The sequence below is a fragment of the Tsukamurella sp. TY48 genome, assembly GCF_019656655.1.
Lineage (GTDB): Bacteria > Actinomycetota > Actinomycetes > Mycobacteriales > Mycobacteriaceae > Tsukamurella > Tsukamurella strandjordii.
This window is the reverse complement of the sequence record NZ_BPMV01000001.1, coordinates 2,085,791-2,103,548: the sequence shown is the minus strand read 5'-3', so window position 1 is coordinate 2,103,548 and position 17,758 is coordinate 2,085,791. Positions and strand designations below refer to the sequence as shown.

Here is a 17,758-nt window from a genome sequence, read left to right as displayed (position 1 = left end):
GATCACCGATTCCACGCTGGTGATCGGCCTGGTGCTGCCCGATGTGATGGGCACCTACGGCGACGGCGGCAACGCCCTGGTGCTGCGGCAGCGCGCCCGCCTGCGCGGCATCGACGCCGAGGTCCTGCCGATCACCCTCGCCGATCCCGTGCCCGCGACCTGCGACATCTACACCCTGGGCGGCGCCGAGGATTACGCGCAGCGACTGGCGACGCGGCACCTGTCGAAGTACCCGGGCATGCAGGAGGCCGCCGCGAAGGGCGCACCCGTGCTGGCGATCTGCGCCGCGATCCAGGTGCTGGGGCACTGGTACGAGACCTCCGAGGGGGAGAAGGTTGACGGCATCTCGCTGTTCGACCTCACCACCTCGCCGCAGGCCACCCGGTCGATCGGCGAGATCGAGGGCCGCCCGCTCGTGGAGGGCCTGACGCAGCCACTCACCGGTTTCGAGAACCACCGCGGCGGTTCGACTCTCGGCCCCGCCGCCGCACCGCTCATGCGGGTGACGCGCGGTACCGGCAACGGCGCGGGCGAGCCCGTGGACGGCGTGATCCAGGGCAGCGTGCTCGGCACCTACATGCACGGTCCGGCACTGGCCCGCAATCCCGAGCTCGCGGATTACCTGCTGGCGAAGGCCACCGGCCGTGAGCTCGCGCCGCTGGACCTCCCCGATGTGGAGCTGCTGCGCCGCGAACGCCTGCGGCGATAGGTCTACCAGAGCCCGAGGACGGCCTGTTCGATCGAGAGCAGGCGCATCTTCGTGTTCACGCCGCCGGAGGCCGAGAAGCCGCCGGTTCGCCCGCCCGCCGCGGTGACCCGGTGGCAGGGCACCACCGGCGGAAAGGGGTTGTCCCCCAGGGCCCGGCCCACCGCACGGGCGGATCCCGGCAGACCGATCTCGTTCGCGATATCGCCGTAGGTGCGGGTCTGCCCCGGCGGGATGCGGCGCGCCACCTCGTACACCGCGCGCTGGAAATCGGTGAGCCCGTTCATGTCCAACGCGACCCAGGTGAGATCGTCCGCCAGATCGGCGCCGGCGGTGAGCGCCACCACGGCATCGATCACCGTCTGGATCCGCTGGGGCGGCGTGGTTTCAGCGACGCCGTCCTTCGCCACGAAGGAACGCGTGCGCTCATCGGATTCCTCCGGTAGCCGCACCGCGGTCACCGTGCCCTCGCCGTTCCAGGCGATACCGCACCGTCCGACGGCGGTGTCGAATAGCGCGAACCCGGCGTCCACGATTCAGCCGACCGATTCCGCCAGCGCGGCGAGGTTGGCCTCCATGCCCGCCCGCCAGATACCGAGCCGGAAGTCGATGATCCGCGCCTCCTTCTCGGGCTGTGCCGCGACGAAGGCCGCGAAGGGCGAGGTACCGTCGCCGATCCGCGCCCACTGGCGCACTACCGCACCGTCACGCGCGGGATCGACCTCGAATCCCCAGGTGGCCCAGGGCTCCCCGCCACCCTCGGGCCCCACCGACCACACCCAGCGGCGCCCGTCCTCGACGTCGATGACCTCGGATTCGGTGGTCCACTCGCCGAGCTCGCCGTTGGCGTTGTGGCCGCGGAAGCGGGCGCCGAGGGCCACTCCGGTGGCACCGTCGAGCCATTCGGCGCGCTGCAGCTCACCGTCGGCCCGGGTGGGGAGCGCGATGTCGGTGACCAGCGCCCACGCCTGCTCCGGGGAACAGGTCAGCTTCCGGGTGACCTCGATGATGGGGTTGTCGCGCAGTCGCATGAGCCGATCCTATTGCGCCGCGCGGGCCGCGGACTCGACCCGGGCGCGGTAGGCGGCCCAGTCGTAGTCGGGCGGCATGTTGGTGTTGTCCGGGAGGAGGCCGGCGGCACCGTCGATCTGCTCGCGCACGATATCGGCCTGACCGGCGTGCCTGCCGAGGTCGAGGATCACGTGCACCGCCAGCCGGTGCAGCGTGACGCCGCGGCCCCTCTCACCCCACCACGGCACCACGCCCTCCGCCGTGAGCGGCAGCGCGGCCAGCGTGGCCGTCGCGTGCGCCCGGGCCTGCGCGAACAGATCGCGGATCGCCGCGCTGGATTCGTCCGCGCGGACCCACAGATCGTCGTTGGGATCGGCCCCCGGCCCCAGCGGATCAGGCAGGTTCGGATGCCGGAAGGGCCGGCCGAAGCAGTCGCCGAGGTACCCCGCATCGACCATCGCGCAGTGCTTGACCAGGCCCAACAGGTTGGTTCCGGTAGGTGTGAGCGGCCGGCGCAGGTCGTATTCGCCGAGGCCGTCGAGCTTCCAGATCAGCGCATCCCGCGAGTGATCGAGATAGCGCTGCAGATCCTCCTTGGCGGCGTCCATACCCCCACACTGGCAGGCCGCACCGACAAATCGTCGCGAAACTGTCTCTCAGGGAGCACCGGCGACCACTATGTCGACGTCGGGCCTCCCACGGACAGTTTCGCGACGACGGGCAGACACCGCTCCCGCGTGCCGTCCACCGCGAACCAGCCGCGCTCGAACTCCTGCCAGCGGCGCAGGTTCTCCCGCTCGGCCTCACCGTCGCGGGCGACCGCGCGTTCCAGCCGCTCCGCGGCGGTGCCGCCCTCGATCCACAGGGCCAGCTCCAGCCGGTCGGCGAAGGAGCGACGGGCGCTGGACACGCCCTCCAGCACCACGAGCGGCGCCCACGGCAACCGCACCTCCGGGCCGGGGCGCGGCGTACCGTCGCGCCAGACCATGGGCCGGTAGTGCGCATCCCAGCCACGGGAGAGCGGGACGATCACCTCATCGATGAGCCGCGGCCACCAGGACACCGGATCGTCCCAGGTGGCGTAGTGATCGGTGCGCACCAGCGCGACGCGGGCACCGTCGGCGCGCAGGTCGGCGACCAACCCTTCGGCGTAGGTCGACTTGCCCGCACCCGACGGTCCGTCCACGGCGACGATGCCCTCGGCGCGTCCCAGCCGGGTGAGCAACTGCGCGGCGTCCACGTCAGCTCGGCGGTGTCTCTTCGAGCACGCGCGGTGGCTCGGCCAGCGAGCGGCGGCCACTCATCGCGCGGCCCAGGGTGAGTTCGTCGGCGAATTCCAGCTCGGCGCCCATCGGGAGACCGGCGGCGGGCCGGGTCACGGCGAGACCGGGGAAGTCGCGGAGCATGCGCACCAGGAAGGCGGCCGTGGCCTCGCCCTCGGTGTTGGGGTCGGTGGCGATGATGACCTCGGCCACCTCCACACCGTCGACCACGGTGCCGAGGCGGACCAGCAGTTCGCGGATGCGCAGCTTGTCGGGACCGATGGCTTTGATCGGGTTCAGCGCCCCACCCAGCACGTGGTAGAGCCCGCGGTACTCGCGGGTGCGCTCCACGGCTTGAACGTCCTTGGCCTCCTCGACCACGCAGATCTTGGACGCATCGCGGCGGGGATCCGAGCAGATCCGGCACCGGACCTCGGCGGAGACGTTGCCGCACACCTCGCAGTAGCGCACGTCGTCGCGCACGCGGGTGAGGGCATGGGTGAGCCGATCGATCTCGCTCGGCTGCGCCCCCAGGAGGTGGAAGGCGATGCGCTGGGCACCGCGCGGTCCCACCCCCGGGAGCTTGGCGAGCTCGTCGATCAGCTCCTGAACGGGGCCTTCGTACACGAGGTCAGAAGGGCAGGCCGCCGGCCAGCGGCCCCATCTTCTGCTGCGCCAGTTCGGCGGTGTTGTTCGTGAGGTCGGAGAGCGCACCCAGGACCAGGTCCTGCAGGGTCTCCACGTCCTCCGGGTCGACGACCTTGGGGTCGATGACCACGGAGGTCACCTGACCGTCGCCGGTGCCGGTGACCTTCACGAGGCCGCCGCCGGCCTGTCCCTCGACCGTGGTGGCCGTGAGTTCCTGCTGCGCGGCCATGAGCTGCTGCTGCATCGCGCCGACCTGGGCCATCAGGTCTTCCATCGAGCCTCCGGGCTGCATTGCCGTCTCCCTCCGCCGGTCCACCGACCCGCTATGTCCGATTCGTGTTACTTGTGTTACCACTGCGCCGCATGAGGCGGTACAGTCCGAGCTGTGAAGACCCGTATCGCCCTGCTGGCAGCGAGCCTCGTTCCGGCCCTGATCCTCACCGGTTGCTCCAGCCTATCGCCCTCCGAGCCCGCCCTGGTGAACAACGCGGCGCCGCTCGACGCGGGCTCGCTCGCGGGCAAGAAGATCTTCATCGATCCCGGCCACAACGGCAGCAACGACGCCTCGATCGGCAAGCAGGTGCCGAACGGCCGCGGAGGCACCAAGGAGTGCCAGACCACCGGCACCACCGGCGTGAACGGGCTGGCCGAGCACACCTTCAACTACGCCGTGGCCTACCAGGTGTACCAACTCCTCAAGGCCGCCGGCGCCCAGGTGCTCATGTCCCGCAACGACGACACCTCGGTGGGACCGTGCGTGGACGCGCGCGCCGCCGCCGCGAACCAGTTCGGCGCCGACGCCGCGGTCTCGATCCACGCCGACGGCTCCGCCGCCGGTAACCGAGGGTTTCACGTGAATCTTTCCTCGCCGCCGCTCAACACCGCCCAGCAGAGTTCCTCGGGGTACGCCCAGGTCATGCGGGACGCGCTGGTCGGCGGAGGCTTCACTCCGGCCACCTACCTCGGCTCCGGTGGGCTGTACCCGCGGTCCGACCTCGCCGGACTGAACCTGGCGACCGTACCGTCGATCATGGTCGAATCGGGCAACCTCAAGGACCCCACGGAGGCGGCGATGCTCGCCTCGGCCGACGGTCAGCAACGCCTCGCCCGCGCCATCGCGGGCGGCGTCGCCACCTACCTCGGCTCGCGCTAGGGCGTCAGCTCCCGCGCGCTCACGAACTCCCGCTCGGTTCCGTCGATCGGATCGACGAAGGCCAGCCGCCGGGCCAGGAGGCGCAGCGGATCGGTGAAATCGCCGTCGACCACCTCGCGCTGCTCCGGGTAGAGCGGATCACCCAGGATCGGCACCCCCAGGCGCGCCATGTGCAGCCGCAGCTGATGCGTCTTGCCGGTCTCCGGCCGCAGCCGGTACCGCCCTACGGAGCCGAGTTCCGCCTCCAGCTCGACGTGCGAGCGCGCGTTGACCGGACCGTCGACCTCGTAGGCCCGCATGATGCCGGGCGTCTTCTCGATCCGGGATTCGACGGTGACCGGCAGGCCGAGATCCGGCCGGACCGGGGCCAGCGCCGCGTACTCCTTACGCGCCAACCCCTGGGCGAAGAGCTGCTGGTAGGGGCCCCGCACCGCGGGGTCGCGGGTGAACAGCAGGACACCCGCGGTGAGCCGGTCCAGACGGTGCGCGGGCGAGAGCCGCGGTTCGTCGAGTTCGCGGCGCAGCCGCACCAGCGCGCTCTGCACCACCCGGGCACCGCGCGGCATGGTCGCCAGGAAATGCGGCTTGTCCACCACCACGATGCGGTCGTCGGCGTAGAGCACCGGCATCGGGAAGGGCACCGGCACCTCGTGGGGCAACTCCCGGTACAGCCACACCGCCTGCCGCGCGGCCACCGGCGATCCGGGACCGAGCGGCGCACCGTCGGAGCTGACGACGGAGCCGGTCGCGTACTCCCCCGCCAGGTAATCGCCCGTGCCGGGGAACCGCGCCTCGAGGACGTCCCCGAGCGCCTGCCCGGCCTCCTCCTCGGCGATCACCAGCCGGGTGGCATCGACGCCGTCGCGCAGTGGGAGCGGCGGCACCGGGGTGCCCCGATGCCGGCGCCGCCCGCTGCTACCGCGGCGTGCGGTCACTAGCCCTTCTCGAGCTGGACCCTGAGGTTGGTGAGCAGCTCGCCGTAGATGCGGGCCAGACCCTTGGGCGCGAAGGTCTTCTCGAAGAAGCCGCCGATGCCGCCGGCGCCCTGCCAGGTGGTGGTGATGGTGACCGTGGTCTGATCGCCCGCGCTGTCGGCGGCGACCACCCGGTAGGTGGTGACCATCGAGGAGTTCGCATCCTTCTCGGTCACGGTGTCGCCATCGACGGTGACGGTGGCGTGCACGTTCCGCGAGCGCTTCTCGGTGGCCTGCAGGACCCACTCGGCGACGGTGCCGGTGCCCTGGCCGCCCTCCAGCACGCGGTAGTCACGGTAGTTCGGCGGCAGGATCTCGCCGCGATGGGTGTAGTCGGTGACGGCCGCGAGGACGCGCTCGGGCGTGGCGGCGATCGTGATGGACTTGGTGGCGGTTACCTGGGCCAACGTAGCTCGTTCCTCTGCTCTCGGGTTCGACGTTGAGCCTAGCGAATGGGTGGCCGGACGCGCGCACAGCGGCCGACGGGTATAGCGTCCAAGAGGTGAGTGCTCGCATCAGAACGCAGGCCCGCACTACAGCGCCGATCGCGATCGGGGGCGAGGCCGCGTACCGCGAGGGCCTCGAACGCCTCCTGGCCAGCTATCGAGCGATCGACGTGAATTCCCGAGTGCGACTGGCGAAGAAGACGTCGAACCTGTTCCGCGCCCGTGCCGCGTCCGATGCGCCAGGCCTCGACGTGAGCGGACTCGGCTCGGTGATTTCCATCGATCCCGAGGCGCGCACCGCGGATGTCGGCGGGGTTTGCACCTACGAAGACTTCGTCGCCGCCACACTGCCTTTCGGCCTCGCTCCCACGGTGGTGCCGCAACTCAAGACGATCACCCTCGGCGGGGCGGTGACCGGCATGGGCATCGAGTCGAGCTCCTTCCACGCCGGCCTGCCGCACGAGGTGGTGCGCTCGATGGACATCCTCACGGGGTCCGGCGAGATCGTGACCGCCACCCCGGACGGCCCGAACTCCGATCTGTACTTCGGCTTCCCCAACTCCTACGGCACGCTCGGCTACGCCACCCGGCTCACCGTGGAGCTGGACGAGGTGGAGCGGTTCGTGGAACTGCGGCACGTGCGCTTCCACGATCTGACGGACCTGCAGACCACGATGAACGCCATCGTGGACGCCGGCGAGCTCGACGGGGAGCGGGTCGATTACCTCGACGGCGTTGTCTTCACCCGCGATGAGGCCTACCTCACGCTGGGCCGCAAGTCCGACGAGGACGGTCCGGTGAGCGACTACACCGGGATGGACGTCTACTACCGCTCGCTGCAGCACGCCGAGGGGATCACCCGCGACCGGCTCACCACGCACGACTACCTGTGGCGCTGGGACACCGATTGGTTCTGGTGCTCGCGGGCCTTCGGGGCGCAGAACCCGAAGGTGCGGCGCTACTGGCCGAAGCACCTGCTGCGCAGCAGCTTCTACTGGAAGCTGGTGGCGCTCGACCGGCGCTACGACATCGGCGACCGGCTCGCCGCCCGCAAGGGCGAGCCGCCCGGCGAGCGGGTGGTGCAGGACGTGGAGGTGCGGATCGAGGAGCTGACCGACTTCCTCGATTGGTTCCTGCGGGAGATCCCGATCGAACCGATCTGGCTGTGCCCGTTGCGCCTACGTGATCCCGCGCCCGTCGGCGCCGACCCGCAGCGGCCGTGGCCGCTGTACCCGCTGGAACCCCACCGCACCTACGTGAACATCGGGTTCTGGTCCGCAGTCCCCAAGCAGCCCGGCCAGATCGACGGTCGCGCGAACCGGCTCATCGAGGAGAAGGTCTCGGAACTGGGCGGCCACAAGTCGCTCTACTCGGAGGCCTTCTACGGGCGTGAGGAGTTCGACGCGCTCTACGGCGGCCCGGTCTTGGAACAATTGAAGACTCGTTACGACCCCGCGGGCAGGCTGCTGGGGCTGTACGACAAGACAGTCAGGAGGCAGTGAAACATGTCGCGCCACACCAATACCGAGCATCTTCCCAAGCTGAGCCTCGCCGAGGTCATCGAGAAGGTGGCCGGTGGGAATCTGGCCATCCGGGTCAAGGCCTACGACGGCTCGTCGGCCGGGCCGGACGATGCGCAGTACGGCCTGGAACTCCTCACGCCCCGCGGCACCACCTATCTCGCCACCGCCCCCGGCGATATGGGCCTCGCCCGCGCCTACATCGCGGGCGATCTGGAGCTGACGGGCGCTCCCGCCGGTGATCCGTACCCCGCGCTGCGCGCCCTCTCGGACGACCTGAAGTTCGCCAAGCCCACGCCGAGGCTGCTCGCGCAGATCGCGCGCTCCGTGGGACCCGAGCGGCTGATCCCCATCGCGCCGCCGCCGCAGGAGGCGCTGCCGCGGTGGCGTCGCATCGCGGAGGGACTGCGGCACAGCAAGACCCGCGATGCAGAGGCGATCCATCACCACTACGACGTGTCCAACCGGTTCTACGAGCTGGTACTCGGACCGTCGATGACCTACACCTGCGCGTGCTACCCCACCGCTGATGCCACCCTCGAGGAGGCACAGGAGAACAAGTACCGCCTGGTCTTCGAGAAGCTGCGGCTGAAGGCCGGCGACCGGCTGCTGGACGTGGGCTGCGGCTGGGGCGGCATGGTGCGCTACGCCGCCCGGCGCGGTGTGCACACCATCGGCGCCACGCTCTCGAAGGAGCAGGCGCAGTGGGCGCAGGCCGCGATCGAGGCGGAGGGCCTGGGCGAGTTCGCCGAGGTGCGCTACAGCGACTACCGCGATGTACCGGAGAGCGACTTCGACGCGATCAGCTCCATCGGCCTCACCGAGCACATCGGCGTGCAGAACTACCCGGCGTACTTCAGCTCGCTGCGGGAGAAGCTCAAGACCGGCGGACTCCTGTTGAACCACACCATCACCCGGCACGACAACAAGCTGTCCGGCAAGGGTGGCCAGTTCATCGACCGGTACGTCTTCCCCGACGGTGAGCTGACCGGCTCGGGGAAGGTGATCGCCGCGATCCAGGACATCGGCGGGATGGAGGTGCGGCACGAGGAGAACCTGCGCGAGCACTACGCCCTCACCCTGGCGGCCTGGTGCCAGAACCTGGTGGACAACTGGGACGAGGCCGTGGCAGAGGTGGGCCTGGGTACCGCCCGCGTCTGGGGCCTCTACATGGCCGGCTCACGGCTCGGGTTCGAACGGAACGTGGTGCAGCTGCACCAGATCCTGGCGGTCAAGCTGGACGCCAAGGGCGGCGCGGGCGATCTTCCCCTGCGCCCGTGGTGGAAGGCCTAGTTCCCGCCGAGGTACTTCACCACGAGCACGCCCCGCTCCGGATAGAGGTAGGCGCGCACGGTGCCGGGTTCGACCGCCACGAAGGCGTTGAGCCCGGCACTGGTGATTCCGGGGTCGCCGCTGCGGTTGATCTCCGCGGGCACGTCCGGGGTCTCGTGCCCCACCGGGTTCCCCGCGGCGGCGCGCAGACCGCTGGCGACCTCGTCGTCGCGCAGGGTGATCGAGGCGTCGAGCCAGTACGAGTTGGGGCCGGGTATCCGCTCGTTGGTGTAACTGCCACTCACCCAGCGGACCACGTAGTTCTCGCCGATGTTCTTGATGCGCTTGCTGATCGGTTCCTTGTCCTTACGCACCACGGTGGGCTCGGCCTGCGGCGCCGGGCTCGGCGAACCGCACGACAGCACCGATCCCGCCATCATCGCTGTCGCGACCACGCCGGCTGCCCGCACCGTGAGCCGCATCAGATGGGCCGCGCTCCGAGTTCGCTGCGGAGCAGTTCGAGCGCGATCTCCTCCGGATCGCGCCGCGGAGCGGAGGAACCGCCGGCCACGGCGTCCTCGCGGGCCGCCTCGGCCATCATCTCCTCCTCGGAGACCTCGGCGACGGGTTCCGGCTCAGGTTCCGGCTCGGGCGGGAGCGGGATGTCGTCGTGGTGCGACGGTGCGCGGTTCTCCCGGCCCGCCGGCCGGGCGTCGGGCTGCTGCGCCTGCTGATCGCCCTGGCGGCTGCGCCGCTCGAAGGTGGGCGCCTTGCGGGCCTGCTCGGCGGGTGGACGCTGACGATTCGCGGTCTGCGGGGCCGCGGCCTGGGGTGCACCCGCACCGTCGCCCACCTCGACGTTCCACTGCGTGCCGAAGACCTCGCGCACGGCCTCCCGCAGGTTGCCCACGTGCTGCTGATCGCTGAACCGCGCGAGCAGCGCGGGGATCGCGAGCGCCAGATGCAAGGTATCGCCGGCGAGGCCGACCACCTGCATGTTCGTCATCAGCGTGGCGGTCACCTTGCTGCGGTCGCCCACGGCGCGGAGCACCTTGGGCCACGCGGTGCGCACCTCGTCGATGCTCGGGCCCGACGGTGCCCCAGCCGGTTCCGGAGCAGCAGGTTCCGGAGCAACGGGTTCGGCGGCAGCGGACTCGGAGGCTGCGGGTTCCGGGGTGGGCTCGGGCGCTGGGGGCTCCGGCGTCGGCTCCGGTTCCGGACGGTGCAGCACGGGTACGGCCTCGGTGGGCGGTTCCGGTGCGGGCTCCGGCCGCGCGGCGGGCTCCGGCTGGACTGCGGGCTCCGGTTGCGCCACGGGCTCGGTGACCCGCTCGGGCTGCGGAGCCGCGGGCGCGGACTGCTGCACGGGCGGTGCCGGCGGATCCTGCGGAGCGGGAGCGGGAGCGGGAGCGGGTGCGGCTGCGGGCTGCGAGGGCGCGGCGGGCTCGGCCGCGCGCTGGCTGGGACGCACGAAGCGCTGTTCACCCGCGGGCGCCGCGGCGGGTGCGGACGCCTCGGCGGGCGCCGGGGCCGCGGACGGGACGGGCGCTCCCGCGGCGGACGGCGCCCCGGCGGGACGGCGTTCCAGGGCCTCGACCCGCTGCAGGAGCGCGGCCTGCGATTCGTCGGCCGCGGGCAGCAGCATCCGCGCGCACATCACCTCGAGCAGCAGGCGCGGCGAGGTGGCGCCGCGCATCTCCGCGAGCGAGGCGTGCGTGACCTCCGCGCACCGGGTGAGCGTGGCCAGGCCCAGCTGCGCGGCCTCGGACCGCATCGTCTCCAGCACGTCGACGGGCACGTCGATCAGACCGCGATCGGCCGCATCGGGCACCGTGTGCAGCAGGATCAGGTCGCGGAAGCGCTCCAGCAGGTCGGTGGCGAACCGTCGGGGATCGTGACCGGCCTCCATCACCCGCTCGACCGCCCCGAACAGGGCCGCACCGTCGCCGGTGCCGAGCGCCTCGACGGCGGCGTCGATGAGCGCCGCATCGGTGACGCCGAGCAGGCCGAGCGCGCGCTGGTAGGTGACGCCCTCGGATCCGGCGCCGGCCAGCAGCTGGTCCATGATCGACAGCGAGTCACGCGGGGAACCGCCACCGGCGCGGATCACCAGCGGATACACGGCGGGCTCGACGGCCACGTTCTCCGCGCCGGTGATCTTCTCCAGCAGCGGCCGCATCACGTTCGGCGCGAGCAGCCGGAACGGGTAGTGGTGCGTACGGGACCGGATGGTGGTGAGCACCTTCTCGGGCTCGGTGGTGGCGAAGATGAAGATGAGGTGCTCCGGCGGCTCCTCCACGATCTTGAGCAGCGCGTTGAAGCCCTGCGGCGTGACCATGTGCGCCTCGTCCACGATGAAGACGCGGTAGCGCGATTCCGCCGGGGCGTAGAAGGCGCGGTCGCGCAGCTCGCGGGCATCGTCGACACCGCCGTGGCTGGCGGCGTCCATCTCGGTGACGTCCAGGTTGCCGGGGCCGCCGGGGGCCAGGGCCACGCACGAATTGCACACCCCGCACGGGGTGGACGTGGGGCCCTGCTCGCAGTTCAGCGACCGGGCCAGGATGCGCGCCGACGAGGTCTTACCGCAGCCGCGCGGACCGGAGAACAGGTAGGCGTGGTTGATGCGTCCCGAATCGAGCGCGGTGCTCAGGGGATCGGTGACGTGCTCCTGCCCCACGACCTCGGCGAACGTCGCGGGACGGTACTTGCGGTAGAGAGCCACGGTGTCAGGCTACCGGTGCCGTCCGACGGTTACTGCGGGCCGTTCGGCTGCTGCGGGAACGACCCCGTGTCCGACGGTGCGGGGGCGGGCTGCTGCACGGGGATCTGCCCGGTCTGGAAAGCCGCCGGGGCCGCCGCGGGCACCGACGCCGGAGCGGACCGGCTCGACGACAGCCGGTCGGCCAGGGCCAGCGCCAGCAGCATGCACAGCGAGACGAACAGCACGAGCACGAAGGCCGGGTGCACCTGCACCGCCACCAGTCCGCCGATCATCAGGATCGCCCAGCCGCAGCAGCTCGCCACCCGGGCGCCGAGGGAGCCCTTGGCGACGAACACGGCGAGCCCGACCAGCGAGACCAACAGCACCACCAGCAGGACGGCGACGACGGCGAAGACCGCGACCGCGTCGTCGTAGTAGTAATCGGCGTAGCGACGGGGCTGCACGGGCTCCTCGGTCGCCGAGGTCATCCAGTAGATCACCAGGCCGAGCAGGGCCAGGATCGCGATCAGCGCCTGGATCAACGCGAGGGCGCGGTACAGGCGCGGCACCGGGGCCGGGTACGGATACATGGTCTTCCCCTCGTTTGCGTGTGCACCGTCCACGCTAGCGCCCCGTCGGTCCCGGTGCCGGGCCGACGACGAAGCCGCACCCGCGGCGTGCACGGGTGCGGCTTCGAGGTGGGTCGGCTACTTCTTGGTGCGGTCCAGGCCGAGGACGTCCGTGATGTAGAAGAACGGGTCGGTCTGGTCGGTCACGCCCACCACGTTGGCGGCGCCGGGGCCGTAGGCGGCGATGCGCACCTGGCCGCCGGTGTGCTGCTCCTCGCCCGGATCGAGCGAGGTGCCGTAGTTCACCGTGAGGGTCGAGCCGTCCTTGGTGTTCAGGGTGCGGGTCAGGCCGGGGGTCACCGAGCCGGTCTCGATGATCTGGCTGGTGTGCGCGTGGTCGCCGGTCACGATGACGAGGGTGTCCTTGTCCTGCTTGGCGAATTCGAGCGCGGTGCTCACGGCATCGGAGAGCTGCACCGTCTCACCGATCTGGCCGCAGGGGTCGGCGTCGTGGTTGGCCTTGTCGACCGAACCGGACTCCACCTGCAGGAAGAAGCCCTTGTCGTTCTTGAGCAGGTCGATGGCCTTCTTGGTCAGCGACTGCAGCTTCGGGGTGGCACCGAAGGCCGGGTTGGGCGAGCAGGTGACGGCCGGCTCCTTGCCGCCCTCCTTGGTGGCGGTGGCCTTGTCCCACAGGCGGGGCAGGTTGCCCTCGGCGAACACGCCGAGCAGGGGCTTGTCCTGGTTCGCGTCCTTGATGCCGTCGAGCTCCTCACCCGACCGGACGATCTGGTAGCCGCGCTCCTTGGCCTGCACCTCGAGCGTCTTGCCGTTGTACTCACCGGCATCCGCGGTCTGCTGGAAGGTCTTCCAGCCGCCGCCGAGGGTCACATCGGCGCGGGCCGCGAGGAGCTGCTCGGTGATCGAGCCGGGGCCGCCGTTGGCCAGGGAGTCCGAGCCGCACTTCTCCTTGGTCTCGACGGGGCCGTAGCACTTGCGCTGGGCGACGTGCGCGACCTGCACGGCAGGGGTGGCGTCCTGCAGCTCGGTGGTGGTCACGTTGCCGGTCTTGCGGCCGTTGGCCTTGGCGATCTCCAGGATCGAGCGCTGGGCCTTGCCGTTGACGTCCACGCCGACGGCGCCGTTGTAGGTCTTGGTGCCGGTGGACCACGCGGTGCCGGAGGCAGCCGAATCCGTGGTGTAGTCGGGCTTCTTGGTGTCCTTGTTCAGCGCGTAGGTGGTGTAGTCACCGGACAGCGGCAGCTCGTCGATGCCGGGGATCTGGCCGCCGGCGCCCCACTGGTAGTCGCGAGCGAGGGTGAGTTCCTGGTTGGCGGTGCCGTCGCCGATCACCAGGATGACGTTCTTGGCCTTCGACTTCTGGATCGAATCCGCGATCGCCTTGGTCTGATCGCCGTCGAGGCGGCGGGCCCCACCGTTGGTGGTGATGTCACCGGCGGCCTCGCGCTTGATGTCGACGCCGGCGGCCGTATCGCCCGACGTGCCGGGACCGTCGCTCTTGTTCCCGCACGCCGCGGCCACGATCGCGACCGCCGCCACCGTGCTCGCGGCCAGCGCCGTGCGCACCTTCTTACCCTCGAATGTCGTCATTCATGCATAGGAACATATGTATTTGAACAGTCGCCGTTGCCGGGATGAACTCTCCGGAACGCGCACCGATCAGCGCTGGCCCCGGCGTTTTCCGGTGAATGCCTGCGCCAGCGCCGAACCGAACAAAAGCCCCAAAGCGAGCGCGCAGATGACGGCGGCCACGTCGACCGCGGTGCGTGCGCCCTGCGCCGGATCGAGACCCACCGAGGTCACCGACAGCAGCCCCAGGCTGCCGGGCACCAGCACCCAGAAGGCGGGCAGGAAGACCACGAGCCGCGGCAGATCGGGGCGGATGGACTCGGCGATGGAGGCGCCGAGGCTCCCGGCGACGGCACCGAGGAAGCCGCCGAGCACCGCACCCGAGAGCTCCTGCCCGGCGAGCTGGGCGCCGAAGGCCGCGGCCACCACGCAGACGATCGGGGGCAGCAGCCGCATCGACGCGCCCTCGTTGAGACACACCCCGATGCAGATGAGCAGCAGGCCCACCGGCGGCCCCCACCAGCCGAGTTCGTTGACGCGCAGGTTGATCATCAGTTCGGGCGCCACGTTCAGCATCGTGGTGGCGCTGAAGACGCCCATGGAGAAGAGCATCAGCTGGACGATGCCGAAGGTGAGCCGCGCCGTGCCCGCGACCATCGCGCCCGCGGCCAGTTCCGACATGCCGGTCACCATCAGCGCACCGGGCAGCAGCACCGCCAGCGGCGCCAGCAGGGTGCGCAGCGGACCGTCGAGCCAGCCGGCCTGGGCCGCGGCGAAGACGCCGGTGGCAACGGTGAAGGCCGCGATCGTGGGCAGCAGGGTGGACGCGAACTGCACCCGCCCGGACAGTTTCACCAGGAGCATCACCACCACGCCGCCGATCGCCGCCGCGGCGATGTTCGCCCACCCGGGCTGCAGCAGCATCGCGATGCCGATGGCGATCACCGACCATGAGGCGTCCTGCACCCAGCGGGAGTAGCGGTGCGGCAGCGAGCGCAGCGAGCCGAGCCGGCCGAAGGCCTCGTCGGGCGCGGTGGTGCCGGCCACCAGGCCCCGTCGCACGTCGTCGACCACGGCGGACTGTTCCAACCGCAGCGGACCGTCGATCGATTCGAAGGTGGCCGGGTCGCCGGGGGCCAGGCCCACGGTGAGTCCGGTGGGTGTGGCCCCCACCTGGGTCATCGGGTGGCCCAGCGCGGTGGCGACGGCGCGCAGTTCGTCCTCCACCTCGTGCACGGGTTGCCCGCCCGCGATCATGGCGGCGCCCAGGTAGGCGAGGAGCCGGCGATGCTCGGCCCCGGGATCGGACGCGTCGTCAGGCCGCACGGCCGGACCGGTCCACCCGGGCGAGGTACCCCGCGCTGCCGATCAGGGTGGCCAGGAACAGCCACACGTAGACACCGCCGGCGAGGGCCTTGAGCACCGGATTATCGAAGGGCCGCAGGAAGATCCCGATGGCGTAGGTGTCGTGCACGGTCTCCACGCCGGTGGGCTGCAGGCCCGGGAAGTAGGTGACCCAGATGAAGGTGGCCGCCACCAGCGCGAGCGGCGCCACCAGGTAGGCCAGACGGTGCGGCCAGTCCGTCGCGAGCAGCGCCGGGGTGAGCAGCACGATGAGCAGCGGCACGAACCACACCCAGTGGTGGCCCCACGAGAACGGCGAGACGGCGCACGCGGTGAGACCGACGAGGGTGATCGCGAGCAGCACGTGACCGCGCCGGTACGCCCACGCGGCCACGGCGAGACCGGCGAGCGCGGCGGGCACGGCCGCGAGCAGCCAGTGCGCGGTCGACGGTTCGTCAGCATGGGAGAGGTAGGCGATCAGGCCGTTGATGGACTGGTTGCCCACCTGGTTGGGCTCGCCCACGCGGTTCGCGTCGAGGAACGTGCCCGACCAGTACTTCAGCGATTCCTGCGGGATCACCGCGAAGCCGATGGCCACGGTGCCGGCGAGGGTGGTCAGCGCATTGCGGGCCTCGCGCCACTGCCGGGTGACCACGAGGTAGGCGAGGAAGAACAGCGGCGTGAGCTTGATGCCCGCGGCGATGCCGATGCTGAATCCCTTGCCGCGCGACCCCTTCGGGCGTCCGAGGTCCCACAGCAGGATCAGCATGAGGAAGACGTTGATCTGCCCGAACCAGATGGTGGTGCGCACCGGTTCGAGCACCGTGGCCACCAGCGTCAGGCAGATCGCGGCGAACCACACGCGGCCGTCGCGGGCGAAGCCGAGCAGCCGGAAGGCGATCAGGATGCAGGCCAGCAGGGCAGCCATGATCGCGATGGTCCACACCCAGCGCAGCACCTCGGTCGACATCCACGACAGCGGCACGAAGATCACGCCCGCGAAGGGCGTGTAGGTGAAGGGCAGGATGTCGTTGAGCAGCGGACCGTCGTACAGGCCGTCGCCGCCGTGCGCCACGATCTCGCCGCCCCTGCGGTACACCTCGGCGTCGATCTGGTTGTGGAACAGGCCGAACATCGGCGTGGAGAACGGGATCCGCACGAACTGCTGCCACACGGCGACGCCCGCCGCGACGGCGAAGAGGGCCATGACCCACCACTGGCGCGGGAACCGCCGGCTGATGTCGTCCGCCACCGGCGCGATCCTCCTGCTCAAGATCCTTATTGCTGCATCAGTTTTTCAGCAGAAGCCAAGAGTACACAGGTGGCGACGCCGTCCATGGCCGTCTCCAGCTCCTCGATGCCGGGGAACGACGGCGCGAGGCGGATGTTGCGGTCGTGCGGGTCCTCCCCCAGCGGGAAGGTCGCACCCGCGGCGGTGAGGGCGATCCCGGCCTCCTTGGCGAGGGCGATCGTGCGCTTGGCGGTGCCGTCGAGCACGTCGAGGCTGATGAAGTAGCCGCCCTTGGGATCGCTCCAGGACGCAACCTTGGCCTCGCTGAGCCGCTCCTCCAGAATCTCCAGGACCCGGCTGAACTTCGGGGCCAGCAGGTCGCGGTGGCGGCGCATGTGGGCGCGCACCCCGTCGGCGTCGCCGAAGAAGCGGGCGTGCCGCAGCTGGTTCACCTTGTCGGGCCCGATCGAGGTGAGGCCCACATGCTTGCCGTACCAGGCGAGGTTCTCGGCGGACGCGCCCAGGAAGCTGACGCCGGCGCCGGCGAAGGTGATCTTCGAGGTGCTGGCCAGCACGTAGGGACGGTTCGCGTGGCCGGCCTGCGCGGCGAAGCCCAGGATGTCGGGGTCCGACGGTGCGTCGCCCTCCAGCGGGTGCACGGCGTAGGCGTTGTCCCAGAAGATGCGGAAGTCGGGTGCCGCGGTGGGCATGGTGGCCAGCTCGCGCGTGACCTCCTCGGAGTACACGGCGCCGGTGGGGTTGGAGAACTTCGGCACGGCCCACAGGCCCTTGATCGCCGGATCGTTGGCCACCAGCTCCTTGACCACCGTCATATCGGGGCCGTCGGGGTTGATCGGGACCACGATCATCTCGATGCCCAGTTCCTGGGTGATCGCGAAGTGCCGGTCGTAGCCCGGGGCGGGGCAGAGGAACTTCACCGTGGGCTCAGCGCTCCAGGGGCGCTCACCGTCCACGGTGCCGTGGATCCAGGCCAGGGTGATCAGGCGGTGCATGATCTCCAGGCTGGAGTTGTTCTGCGCGTACAGCTGGGCGGGGTCGATGCCGAGCAGGTCGCCGAAGATCGCGCGGATCTCCGGGAGGCCGGCGAGGCCGCCGTAGTTGCGGGTGTCGGTGCCGTCGGCGGCGCGGTAGTCGCCCTCGCCGGGCAGCGCGAGCAGCGCGTTCGACAGGTCGAGCTGATCGGGGGCGGGCTTGCCGCGGGTGAGATCGAGCTTCAGGCCGGCAGCCTTGAGCTTGTCGTACATCGCCGTGAGGTCGGTGTGCACGGCGGCGAGTTCCGCCTGGCTCATGGACACATAGGTGGACATTCG

General features: G+C 70.6%; 19 protein-coding genes. 4 read left to right on the top strand and 15 right to left on the bottom strand.

Annotated elements, in window-relative coordinates:
• The first annotated feature begins 1 nt into the window (after position 1).
• A complete protein-coding gene (locus TTY48_RS10230; protein WP_220658538.1) occupies positions 2 to 709 on the top strand; it encodes a type 1 glutamine amidotransferase in 708 nt (235 codons plus the stop codon).
• 2 nt (positions 710 to 711) lie between these two features.
• Here TTY48_RS10230 and TTY48_RS10225 read toward each other — a convergent pair whose 3' ends face one another.
• The 6 genes from TTY48_RS10225 to TTY48_RS10200 form a co-directional block, all read right to left on the bottom strand.
• Positions 712 to 1,239 (bottom strand): methylated-DNA--[protein]-cysteine S-methyltransferase, encoded by a 528-nt coding sequence (locus TTY48_RS10225; protein WP_220657386.1) that lies wholly within the window; start codon positions 1,237 to 1,239, stop codon positions 712 to 714.
• A 3-nt stretch (positions 1,240 to 1,242) separates the two neighbouring features.
• Positions 1,243 to 1,737 (bottom strand): SRPBCC family protein, encoded by a 495-nt coding sequence (locus TTY48_RS10220; RefSeq protein WP_220657385.1) that lies wholly within the window; start codon positions 1,735 to 1,737, stop codon positions 1,243 to 1,245.
• A gap of 9 nt (positions 1,738 to 1,746) precedes the next feature.
• Complete coding sequence (locus TTY48_RS10215; protein WP_220657384.1) at positions 1,747 to 2,325, bottom strand: DinB family protein; 579 nt, start codon at positions 2,323 to 2,325, stop codon at positions 1,747 to 1,749.
• 68 nt (positions 2,326 to 2,393) lie between these two features.
• Positions 2,394 to 2,957: a uridine kinase gene (locus TTY48_RS10210; protein ID WP_220657383.1), complete on the bottom strand. Its 564-nt coding sequence runs from the start codon at positions 2,955 to 2,957 to the stop codon at positions 2,394 to 2,396.
• Position 2,958: 1 nt separating this feature from the next.
• Entirely contained in the window at positions 2,959 to 3,606 is a 648-nt protein-coding gene (gene recR / locus TTY48_RS10205; RefSeq protein WP_220657382.1) for a recombination mediator RecR, read from the bottom strand.
• A gap of 4 nt (positions 3,607 to 3,610) precedes the next feature.
• Positions 3,611 to 3,919, bottom strand: a complete 309-nt coding sequence (locus tag TTY48_RS10200) for a YbaB/EbfC family nucleoid-associated protein (protein WP_220657381.1) — start codon at positions 3,917 to 3,919, stop codon at positions 3,611 to 3,613.
• A 93-nt stretch (positions 3,920 to 4,012) separates the two neighbouring features.
• On the opposite strand from TTY48_RS10200, the gene TTY48_RS10195 reads away from it, so the two are divergent.
• Positions 4,013 to 4,780: an Rv3717 family N-acetylmuramoyl-L-alanine amidase gene (locus TTY48_RS10195; protein ID WP_220657380.1), complete on the top strand. Its 768-nt coding sequence runs from the start codon at positions 4,013 to 4,015 to the stop codon at positions 4,778 to 4,780.
• On the opposite strand, the gene TTY48_RS10190 is transcribed toward TTY48_RS10195, so the two are convergent.
• Positions 4,777 to 5,715, bottom strand: coding sequence for a pseudouridine synthase (locus TTY48_RS10190; RefSeq protein ID WP_220657379.1), 939 nt, complete (start codon positions 5,713 to 5,715; stop codon positions 4,777 to 4,779). The two genes, TTY48_RS10195 and TTY48_RS10190, sit on opposite strands and share 4 nt — an antisense overlap.
• Entirely contained in the window at positions 5,715 to 6,161 is a 447-nt protein-coding gene (locus TTY48_RS10185) for an SRPBCC family protein (protein ID WP_220657378.1), read from the bottom strand. The genes TTY48_RS10190 and TTY48_RS10185 overlap by 1 nt, the downstream gene beginning before the upstream one ends.
• Positions 6,162 to 6,298: 137 nt before the next feature.
• On the opposite strand from TTY48_RS10185, the gene TTY48_RS10180 reads away from it, so the two are divergent.
• Both TTY48_RS10180 and TTY48_RS10175 read left to right on the top strand, forming a co-directional pair.
• A complete protein-coding gene (locus tag TTY48_RS10180; RefSeq protein WP_374758706.1) occupies positions 6,299 to 7,702 on the top strand; it encodes an FAD-binding oxidoreductase in 1,404 nt (467 codons plus the stop codon).
• A 3-nt stretch (positions 7,703 to 7,705) separates the two neighbouring features.
• A complete protein-coding gene (locus TTY48_RS10175; protein WP_220657377.1) occupies positions 7,706 to 9,013 on the top strand; it encodes a class I SAM-dependent methyltransferase in 1,308 nt (435 codons plus the stop codon).
• Here the strand turns inward: TTY48_RS10175 and TTY48_RS10170 are convergent.
• The 7 genes from TTY48_RS10170 to TTY48_RS10140 form a co-directional block, all read right to left on the bottom strand.
• Positions 9,010 to 9,474, bottom strand: coding sequence for a hypothetical protein (locus TTY48_RS10170; RefSeq protein ID WP_220657376.1), 465 nt, complete (start codon positions 9,472 to 9,474; stop codon positions 9,010 to 9,012). The genes TTY48_RS10175 and TTY48_RS10170 overlap by 4 nt on opposite strands.
• On the bottom strand, positions 9,474 to 11,714 hold the full coding sequence (locus tag TTY48_RS10165) for a DNA polymerase III subunit gamma and tau (protein WP_220657375.1): 2,241 nt from the start codon (positions 11,712 to 11,714) through the stop codon (positions 9,474 to 9,476). The genes TTY48_RS10170 and TTY48_RS10165 overlap by 1 nt, the downstream gene beginning before the upstream one ends.
• Positions 11,715 to 11,743: 29 nt before the next feature.
• Positions 11,744 to 12,283, bottom strand: coding sequence for a hypothetical protein (locus TTY48_RS10160; RefSeq protein ID WP_220657374.1), 540 nt, complete (start codon positions 12,281 to 12,283; stop codon positions 11,744 to 11,746).
• A gap of 117 nt (positions 12,284 to 12,400) precedes the next feature.
• The gene (gene phoA / locus TTY48_RS10155; RefSeq protein WP_220657373.1) at positions 12,401 to 13,873 is read right to left on the bottom strand and encodes an alkaline phosphatase; all 1,473 of its coding nucleotides are present in this window, start codon (positions 13,871 to 13,873) and stop codon (positions 12,401 to 12,403) included.
• Positions 13,874 to 13,942: 69 nt separating this feature from the next.
• The gene (locus TTY48_RS10150; RefSeq protein ID WP_220657372.1) at positions 13,943 to 15,178 is read right to left on the bottom strand and encodes a threonine/serine exporter ThrE family protein; all 1,236 of its coding nucleotides are present in this window, start codon (positions 15,176 to 15,178) and stop codon (positions 13,943 to 13,945) included.
• Positions 15,168 to 16,448: a glycosyltransferase 87 family protein gene (locus TTY48_RS10145; RefSeq protein WP_220657371.1), complete on the bottom strand. Its 1,281-nt coding sequence runs from the start codon at positions 16,446 to 16,448 to the stop codon at positions 15,168 to 15,170. The genes TTY48_RS10150 and TTY48_RS10145 overlap by 11 nt, the downstream gene beginning before the upstream one ends.
• Before the next feature lie 26 nt (positions 16,449 to 16,474).
• Entirely contained in the window at positions 16,475 to 17,755 is a 1,281-nt protein-coding gene (locus tag TTY48_RS10140; RefSeq protein WP_374758687.1) for an aminotransferase class I/II-fold pyridoxal phosphate-dependent enzyme, read from the bottom strand.
• Between the last annotated feature and the right edge of the window lie 3 nt (positions 17,756 to 17,758).

Excerpts from the sequence above, each read along its gene's own strand:
- TTY48_RS10140 (WP_374758687.1), bottom strand. The coding sequence starts at position 17,755 with ATGTCCACCTATGTGTCCATGAGCCAGGCGGAACTCGCCGCCGTGCAC.
- TTY48_RS10170 (WP_220657376.1), bottom strand. The coding sequence starts at position 9,474 with ATGCGGCTCACGGTGCGGGCAGCCGGCGTGGTCGCGACAGCGATGATG.
- TTY48_RS10220 (WP_220657385.1), bottom strand. The coding sequence starts at position 1,737 with ATGCGACTGCGCGACAACCCCATCATCGAGGTCACCCGGAAGCTGACC.
- TTY48_RS10175 (WP_220657377.1), top strand. The coding sequence starts at position 7,706 with ATGTCGCGCCACACCAATACCGAGCATCTTCCCAAGCTGAGCCTCGCC.
- TTY48_RS10160 (WP_220657374.1), bottom strand. The coding sequence starts at position 12,283 with ATGTATCCGTACCCGGCCCCGGTGCCGCGCCTGTACCGCGCCCTCGCG.
- TTY48_RS10200 (WP_220657381.1), bottom strand. The coding sequence starts at position 3,919 with ATGCAGCCCGGAGGCTCGATGGAAGACCTGATGGCCCAGGTCGGCGCG.
- TTY48_RS10215 (WP_220657384.1), bottom strand. The coding sequence starts at position 2,325 with ATGGACGCCGCCAAGGAGGATCTGCAGCGCTATCTCGATCACTCGCGG.
- phoA (WP_220657373.1), bottom strand. The coding sequence starts at position 13,873 with ATGACGACATTCGAGGGTAAGAAGGTGCGCACGGCGCTGGCCGCGAGC.